The organism is Nocardia asiatica NBRC 100129, from assembly GCF_000308415.1.
In the GTDB taxonomy this organism is placed as follows: Bacteria; Actinomycetota; Actinomycetes; order Mycobacteriales; family Mycobacteriaceae; genus Nocardia; species Nocardia asiatica.
Genome location: NZ_BAFS01000028.1, coordinates 24,124 through 30,675 on the forward strand (window position 1 = coordinate 24,124; position 6,552 = coordinate 30,675).

7 protein-coding genes are annotated in these 6,552 nt (G+C 68.2%); 5 read left to right on the forward strand and 2 right to left on the reverse strand.

The features are described from left to right. Nucleotides 1–14: 14 nt before the first annotated feature. Nucleotides 15–458: a thioredoxin family protein gene (locus ON27_RS03360; RefSeq protein ID WP_043719101.1), complete on the reverse strand. Its 444-nt coding sequence runs from the start codon at nucleotides 456–458 to the stop codon at nucleotides 15–17. Continuing rightward, complete coding sequence (locus ON27_RS03365; protein WP_043719104.1) at nucleotides 455–1,255, reverse strand: LmeA family phospholipid-binding protein; 801 nt, start codon at nucleotides 1,253–1,255, stop codon at nucleotides 455–457. The genes ON27_RS03360 and ON27_RS03365 overlap by 4 nt, the downstream gene beginning before the upstream one ends. Before the next feature lie 293 nt (nucleotides 1,256–1,548). On the opposite strand from ON27_RS03365, the gene ON27_RS03370 reads away from it, so the two are divergent. The 5 genes from ON27_RS03370 to pstA all read left to right on the forward strand — a co-directional run. Continuing rightward, a complete protein-coding gene (locus ON27_RS03370) occupies nucleotides 1,549–2,313 on the forward strand; it encodes a winged helix-turn-helix transcriptional regulator (protein WP_043719126.1) in 765 nt (254 codons plus the stop codon). Between the two features lie 126 nt (nucleotides 2,314–2,439). After that, the gene (gene mshD, locus ON27_RS03375) at nucleotides 2,440–3,354 is read left to right on the forward strand and encodes a mycothiol synthase (protein WP_043719106.1); all 915 of its coding nucleotides are present in this window, start codon (nucleotides 2,440–2,442) and stop codon (nucleotides 3,352–3,354) included. A gap of 242 nt (nucleotides 3,355–3,596) precedes the next feature. Then, the gene (gene pstS / locus ON27_RS03380) at nucleotides 3,597–4,709 is read left to right on the forward strand and encodes a phosphate ABC transporter substrate-binding protein PstS (RefSeq protein ID WP_043719107.1); all 1,113 of its coding nucleotides are present in this window, start codon (nucleotides 3,597–3,599) and stop codon (nucleotides 4,707–4,709) included. Nucleotides 4,710–4,800: 91 nt separating this feature from the next. Further along, a complete protein-coding gene (gene pstC / locus ON27_RS03385; RefSeq protein ID WP_043719129.1) occupies nucleotides 4,801–5,772 on the forward strand; it encodes a phosphate ABC transporter permease subunit PstC in 972 nt (323 codons plus the stop codon). After that, nucleotides 5,772–6,552: phosphate ABC transporter permease PstA (pstA, locus tag ON27_RS03390; RefSeq protein WP_043719109.1), on the forward strand; the 781-nt coding region annotated here is incomplete at its 3' end. The genes pstC and pstA, both read left to right, overlap by 1 nt.

Genomic DNA, 6,552 nt, shown 5'->3' on the forward strand with positions numbered 1-6,552 from the left:
CTTGTCGTCGCAGCTCAGGCAGCGGAGGTGAGCGGCTCGAGGGCGGAGTGCAGATCCCTGTCCTTGGGCACGCCGGAGATCCGGAACCGCTCCCTGCCCGCGGTGTCGAAGACGAACGTGGTGGGCAACGAGAGCACGTTCAACTCCCGTGCGAGCGCGGGCTCGGCGTCGATGTCCACCTCGATGTCCTGCGGCGGTTGCGGTGATCCGGCCAGCTGACCGGTGACATTGGCAACTACTCGGCGAACCGCGGCGCACGGGCCGCACCATTCGGCGGAGAAATGCAGCACGGTCGGCCCGGTTCCGGTCACGCCGACGGCTGCCAGCAGTTCGGCGCGAGCCGACTCGGTCGCGCCGATGCCCGCGCCCGCGCGGACCTTGCCGTCGCGCCTGCGCAGCAGGATGCCCACCGCGAGCGCGGCGAGCAGTACCGCTGCCAAAATGGTGATCTGGATCATGGTCGCTGCAATCGGTCGAGGTCGATCGTGACGTTCACGCCCTTGCCCTCCACGACGATCTGACCGCCCTGTGCGGAGACCTTGGTGGGCCGGACACCGAACGGCAACTCTTTAGTGTCGATGGTACGGGTGAACCGGGCGAGCACCGCGGGGCGATCGGCCTCGGTGATCACCGCCACAGGCATGGTCTCGGTGCCCGGCGGGCCGCGATAGAAGCCGGTCGCGACGATCTTCACTTGGTCGTCTTCGAGGAACAGTTCGGCCTGCACGCTGACCTTCTCGCCGCCGTACTGTGTGCCGGGGGTTTCCGGCAGGGTGCCGGTGAGCACCAGGGCGCCCGTGGTGGTCATACCGGAGCCGCCCGATCCGCCGGTCCCGTCGGACTTGTCCGCGGGGCGCGAGTGCACCTGCAGATCGGGGATGGTGAACAGCCGGCCCAATTCGGTGGGTTCCACGCGCAACCGGCTGTCCACCCGCTCCACGGGGACGGCGCGCAGGCTGCCGTCGACCAGCTCGCCGACCGGCAGCCGCACCCCGGTCAGCGTCGCTTCCAGTGCGGTCTCGCCGGGGATGTCCGCGCGCTTGGCGCGTGCCCGGATCTCCACGTGGTCGTAGCGGCTGTCCCAGGCCTGGCCGAAGAACGGGAAACCGTGGATGGTCACTTCGGGATCGGCCGTGAGATCGGCGCCGTCGCGCAGCGCTCGGGACATCCGGTACTCGGAATAGGCGGCGGTGCTGAAGTCGGCGACGACGGCGAATCCCGCCAGACACAGCAGGCCGATGATCAGCTTGCGCATGGTCCCCCGTCTCTCCGGGTCTCGGGCCGCGGCGGCTGGACGCCGCGCGGCGCACGTCGTGGTGCCGCGCCGGGCGTCCCGCCCGTGGCGGGACTGCCCGATACATAACCCATGTAGGCACCATATCGGTTGGCCCGAGCCGGGCTGTCAGGTGTCGACGGGTACGCCCGCGCACCCGGAATGCGTGGTCATGCCTTGTTACGCGCTAATCTTGCATCCGATTACCTGTGATTAGCGACGCGGCCGCGGCGGTGCTGCCGCATCCGCGTGGCTACGAGATGGGAGGAGGGCCTGTGGAGCTGCTCCTGCTTACCTCCGACCCCAACCCCGAGTCGGTGTTGCCCTCGCTGGCGTTGCTGGCCCACAATGTGCGGCCCGCGCCCACCGAGGTGGCATCCCTGCTCGAGGCAGGCACCGCGGACGTCGCCCTGGTGGACGCCCGGACCGACCTGGCCGCCGCTCGCGGCCTGTGCCGCCTGCTGGGCAGCACAGGGTCCTCCGTGCCGGTCGTCGCGGTGCTCACCGAGGGGGGCTTGGTCGCGGTGAACGCGGACTGGGGACTCGACGACATCCTGCTGCCCGGCACCGGTCCCGCCGAACTCGACGCCAGGCTGCGGCTGCTGGTGGGGCGCAACGGCGGCGTGGCCAGCCCGGAGAACACCGGCAAGATCACCCTCGGTGAGCTGGTGATCGATGAGGGCACCTATACCGCGCGGTTGCGTGGCCGCCCGCTCGACCTCACCTACAAGGAGTTCGAGCTGCTGAAGTACCTCGCGCAGCACGCGGGCCGGGTGTTCACCCGCGCGCAGCTGCTGCAAGAGGTCTGGGGCTACGACTTCTTCGGCGGCACCCGCACCGTCGACGTGCACGTGCGGCGGTTGCGCGCCAAGCTCGGCAGCGAGTACGAGTCGCTGATCGGCACGGTGCGCAATGTCGGCTACAAGGCTGTGCGCCCGTCACGCGCGGCGGCCAAGGGCGAGCCGGTGAGCTTTCCGGACGACGAGAACGAGGGCACCGACGATTCCCCGCTCACGCCGGTCAACGGCTCCGCACAGTGAATTCGCGCGGTCGGCGGCCGGAGTCCCGCTGGTGTGGACCTCGGCACCGGCCGAAATGCCGCGGGCTCGCGCGACGTTGCCAGGAGCGGGCCCCGCGGGACCCGCTGGCTCGATGAACGGAGGCCGATGAGCGGCGTGACGACACAGTGGACCGACCGTCCCGACGCGGACACGGCCCGGGCGATCACCGATCTGCTGGCGCGCGCCGGCGCCGCCGACGGGGTCGCCCCCGTCTCGGAGCAAGCGGTGTTTTCGCTGACTTCGGACGACGGCGTCGCGGCGCGTCATCTGCTCGCCCGACGCGACGGCACGATCGCCGGTTACGCGAATCTGGTGCCTGCCCACGGCGAACACCCGGCGATGGCCGAGGTGGCGGTGGACCCGTCCCAGCGCGGCCACGGCCTGGGGACCGATCTGGTCGCGGCCGCCCTCGCCGCGGGCGGCCCGGGCGCGCGGGTGTGGGCGCACGGCGACCGGCCGGCGGCGAAAGCCGTCGCGGCTCGGCTGGGGCTGCGTACGGCGCGCGAGCTGTGGCAGATGCGGCGCTCTCTGGCAACTCCAGAGCTACCGGAGTTGGCGGTGCCGGAGGGCCTCACGGTGCGCACCTATGCCGGCGCCGCCGACGACGCGGAACTGGTGCGGGTGAACGGCGCCGCCTTCGCCTGGCATCCGGAACAGGGCGGCTGGACCGCACGCGACATCGAGATCCGCCGGGCCGAGTCGTGGTTCGACCCGGCCGGCCTGTTTCTCGCCTTCGATGCCGACGTGCCCGACCGGCTGCTCGGGTTTCACTGGACCAAGGTGCATTACGCGGACGATCCGCCGCTCGGGGAGGTGTACGTGGTCGGTATCGACCCCGCTGCGCAGGGGCGTGGCCTCGGTCGTCTGCTCACCCTCGCCGGCTTGCGCCACCTGCGGGATCGCGGGTTGTCCGAGGTGTTGCTCTACACCGAGGCGGACAACGTCGCCGCGGTGCGCACGTATACCCGTCTCGGATTTGCGCCCGCCCATGTGGACGTCGCCTACGCCGCGGCTGAATAACAAGCGGCAGACCGGCTATCGCCGAGTAAAACTAGGGCAAACGTCACATGCACCGGGTGCAATCGCGCCGGGCTGTTCACTCTCCGTTCACTCAGGTCCGTCCAACTGTCAACCACGTGACCTTAGGTTGTGTGAGGGCAGCACACTGCTGCCTGGTGCGCAAGTTCCCCGCGAACAGCACCACAACACCCGTCCGGGCCGGTGAGGGACCGGACGAGTAGGACGCCATTCCGGAGGAATACGTGAATTTCAAGCGCAGCAGCGCCCTGGTCGGTGTGCTGGCCGTCGGCGCGATGACGCTGGCCGCCTGTGGCAGTGACGACAACACCTCTTCCGACACGGGCAACGTGGCCAAGGTCGACGTCGCCTGTGGCGGCAAGGAGGCGCTCAAGGCCAGTGGCTCCTCGGCGCAGAAGAACGCGATGGAGCGCTTCATCGCCGCGTACGAGAAGAACTGCGACGGCGCGACGCTGAACTACACCTCCAGCGGCTCGGGCGCCGGTGTGAGCGAATTCATCGGCGGACAGACCGATTTCGGTGGCTCCGACTCGCCGCTGAGCTCGAAGAAGGACGAGCCGAAGAAGGCCGCCGATCGCTGCGCCTCGCCGGCGTGGAACCTGCCGACCGTTTTCGGCCCGGTCGCGATCACCTACAACATCGACGGCGTGACCGACCTCGCGCTGGACGGCCCGACCGCCGCCAAGATCTTCAACGGCGCCGTGACCACCTGGGACGCTCCCGAGATCAAGGCGTTGAACCCGAACGCCAAGCTGCCGTCCGAGCCGATCGCGGTGATCTTCCGCAGCGACGAGTCGGGCACCACGGACAACTTCCAGCTCTACCTCGACGCCGCCTCCGACGGCGCCTGGGGCAAGGGCGCGGGCAAGGCCTTCAACGGCGGCGTCGGCGCGGGCTCGAAGGGCAACGAGGGCACCTCGGCCGCGGTGAAGACCACCAAGAACGCGATCACCTACAACGAGTGGTCGTTCGCGAAGGCGCAGAACCTGTCGATCGCGCGCGTCATCACCTCGGCGAGCAAGGACCCGGTGACGCTCAGCGTCGAGTCGGCGGGCAAGGCGATCGAGTCCGCGAAGATCTCGGGCCAGGGCAATGACCTGATCATCGACACCTCCTCGTTCTACAAGCCGTCGGTGGCGGGCGCGTACCCGATCGTGATGCCGACCTACGAGATCGTGTGCTCGAAGTACGCCGACGCGAACACGGCCACGGCGGTGAAGGCCTTCCTCACCTCCGCGGTCACCAATGGTCAGCAGGGTCTGGACGAGGCCGGGTACATCCCGATCCCGGAGCAGTTCAAGACCAAGCTGACCACCGCCATCAACGCCATCTCCTGATAGCAGCCCCCATATGACCGTGCACGACGAGGTCGCCGCCGCTGGTCAGTCGAATTCGACCGACCAGCGAGCAGGCGGAGATACTGCGCTCATGCCGAGCAAGCAGAGCAACGGACCGACCGCCAGGAGCGGTCGCCCGCACAGCCCCCGAGCGGAGATCATCTTCCGCTCGCTGGCGACGACCGCGGGTGCGATCATCGTCGCGGCCATCGCGCTGATCGCACTGTTCCTGCTGATCCGAGCGGTGCCGTCGGTACTGGCGAACGAGGCGAACTTCTTCACCAGTACCGACTTCAACACCTCGGATGCCAACAACCTCCGGTTCGGCATCCGCGATCTGTTCATGGTGACGGTGCTGAGTTCGATCTTCGCTCTGGTGCTCGCCGTTCCGATCGGCATCGGCATCGCGCTGTTCTTGACGCACTACGCGCCCAAGACGCTGGCGCGGCCGTTCTCGGTAGTCGTCGATCTACTCGCGGCGGTGCCCTCGATCGTGTTCGGTCTGTGGGGAATCCTGGTGCTGGCTCCGCAATTGGAGCCGATCCAGACCTTCCTGAACGACAACCTCAAATGGCTGTTCCTGTTCTCGGACGGCAACATCCCGCTGGCCAGCGGCGGCACGATCTTCACCGCGGGCGTCGTGCTCGCGGTGATGATCCTGCCGATCATCACGTCGGTCAGCCGTGAGGTGTTCAACCTCACTCCCCGCGCGCACATCGAGGCGGCGCAGGCGCTCGGCGCGACGAAATGGGAAGTCGTGCGGATGACGGTGCTGCCCTACGGCCGCAGCGGCATGATCGCCGGCGCCATGCTCGGCCTCGGCCGCGCGCTCGGCGAGACGATCGCCGTGCTCATCGTGCTGAAGACGGCCGCGCAGCCGGGACAGTGGTCGGTGTTCGACGGCGGCTACACCTTCGCCTCCAAAATCGCTTCGGCCGCAGCGGAATTCAGCGACCCGCTGCCGACCGGCGCGTACATCGCGGCAGGCTTCGTGCTGTTCGCGCTGACCTTCGTCGTGAACGCGCTGGCTCGTCTCGCCGCCGGCGGAAGGGTGAACGGGTGATGACCAGCTCGACTCTGGACCGGCCGATCAAGCCGCCCACCTTCCGGGATGTGAGCTTGTCGCGCAAGGTGCGCAACAACCTCGCGACCGGCTTGGTCTGGCTGGCGTTCGGCATCGCGCTCGTACCGCTGGCCTGGGTGCTGATCATGGTGATCAGCAAGGGCATCGCCGCCGTGGTCCGGGTGGACTGGTGGCAGAACTCCCTGAAGGGCGTGCTGCCGAATCAGGTCGCGGGCGGCGTCTACCACGCCATCTACGGCACCATCGCGCAGTCGCTGGTCGCGACGGTGATCGCCGTGCCGCTGGGCATCATGGCCGCGGTGTATCTGGTCGAGTACGGCCGCGGCGTGCTGGCCAAGACCACCACCTTCATGGTCGACATCCTGGCAGGCGTGCCGTCGATCGTCGCGGCGCTGTTCATCTTCGCGCTGTGGATCGCGACCCTCGGCTTCCCGCAGAGTTCGCTCGCGGTGTCGCTGGCGCTGGTGTTGCTGATGTTGCCGGTGGTGGTCCGCAGCACCGAGGAAATGCTCAAACTGGTGCCCGACGAACTACGCGAGGCGTCCTACGCGCTGGGCATCCCGAAGTGGAAGACCATCGTGCGGATCGTGGTGCCGACCGCGCTGCCCGGCATGATCAGCGGTATCCTGCTGGCCATCGCCAGGGTGATGGGTGAGACCGCTCCCGTGCTGGTGCTGGTCGGCTACAGCAAGTCGATCAACACGAACATCTTCGACGGCAATATGGCGTCGCTGCCGCTGCTGATCTACCAGGAGCTGG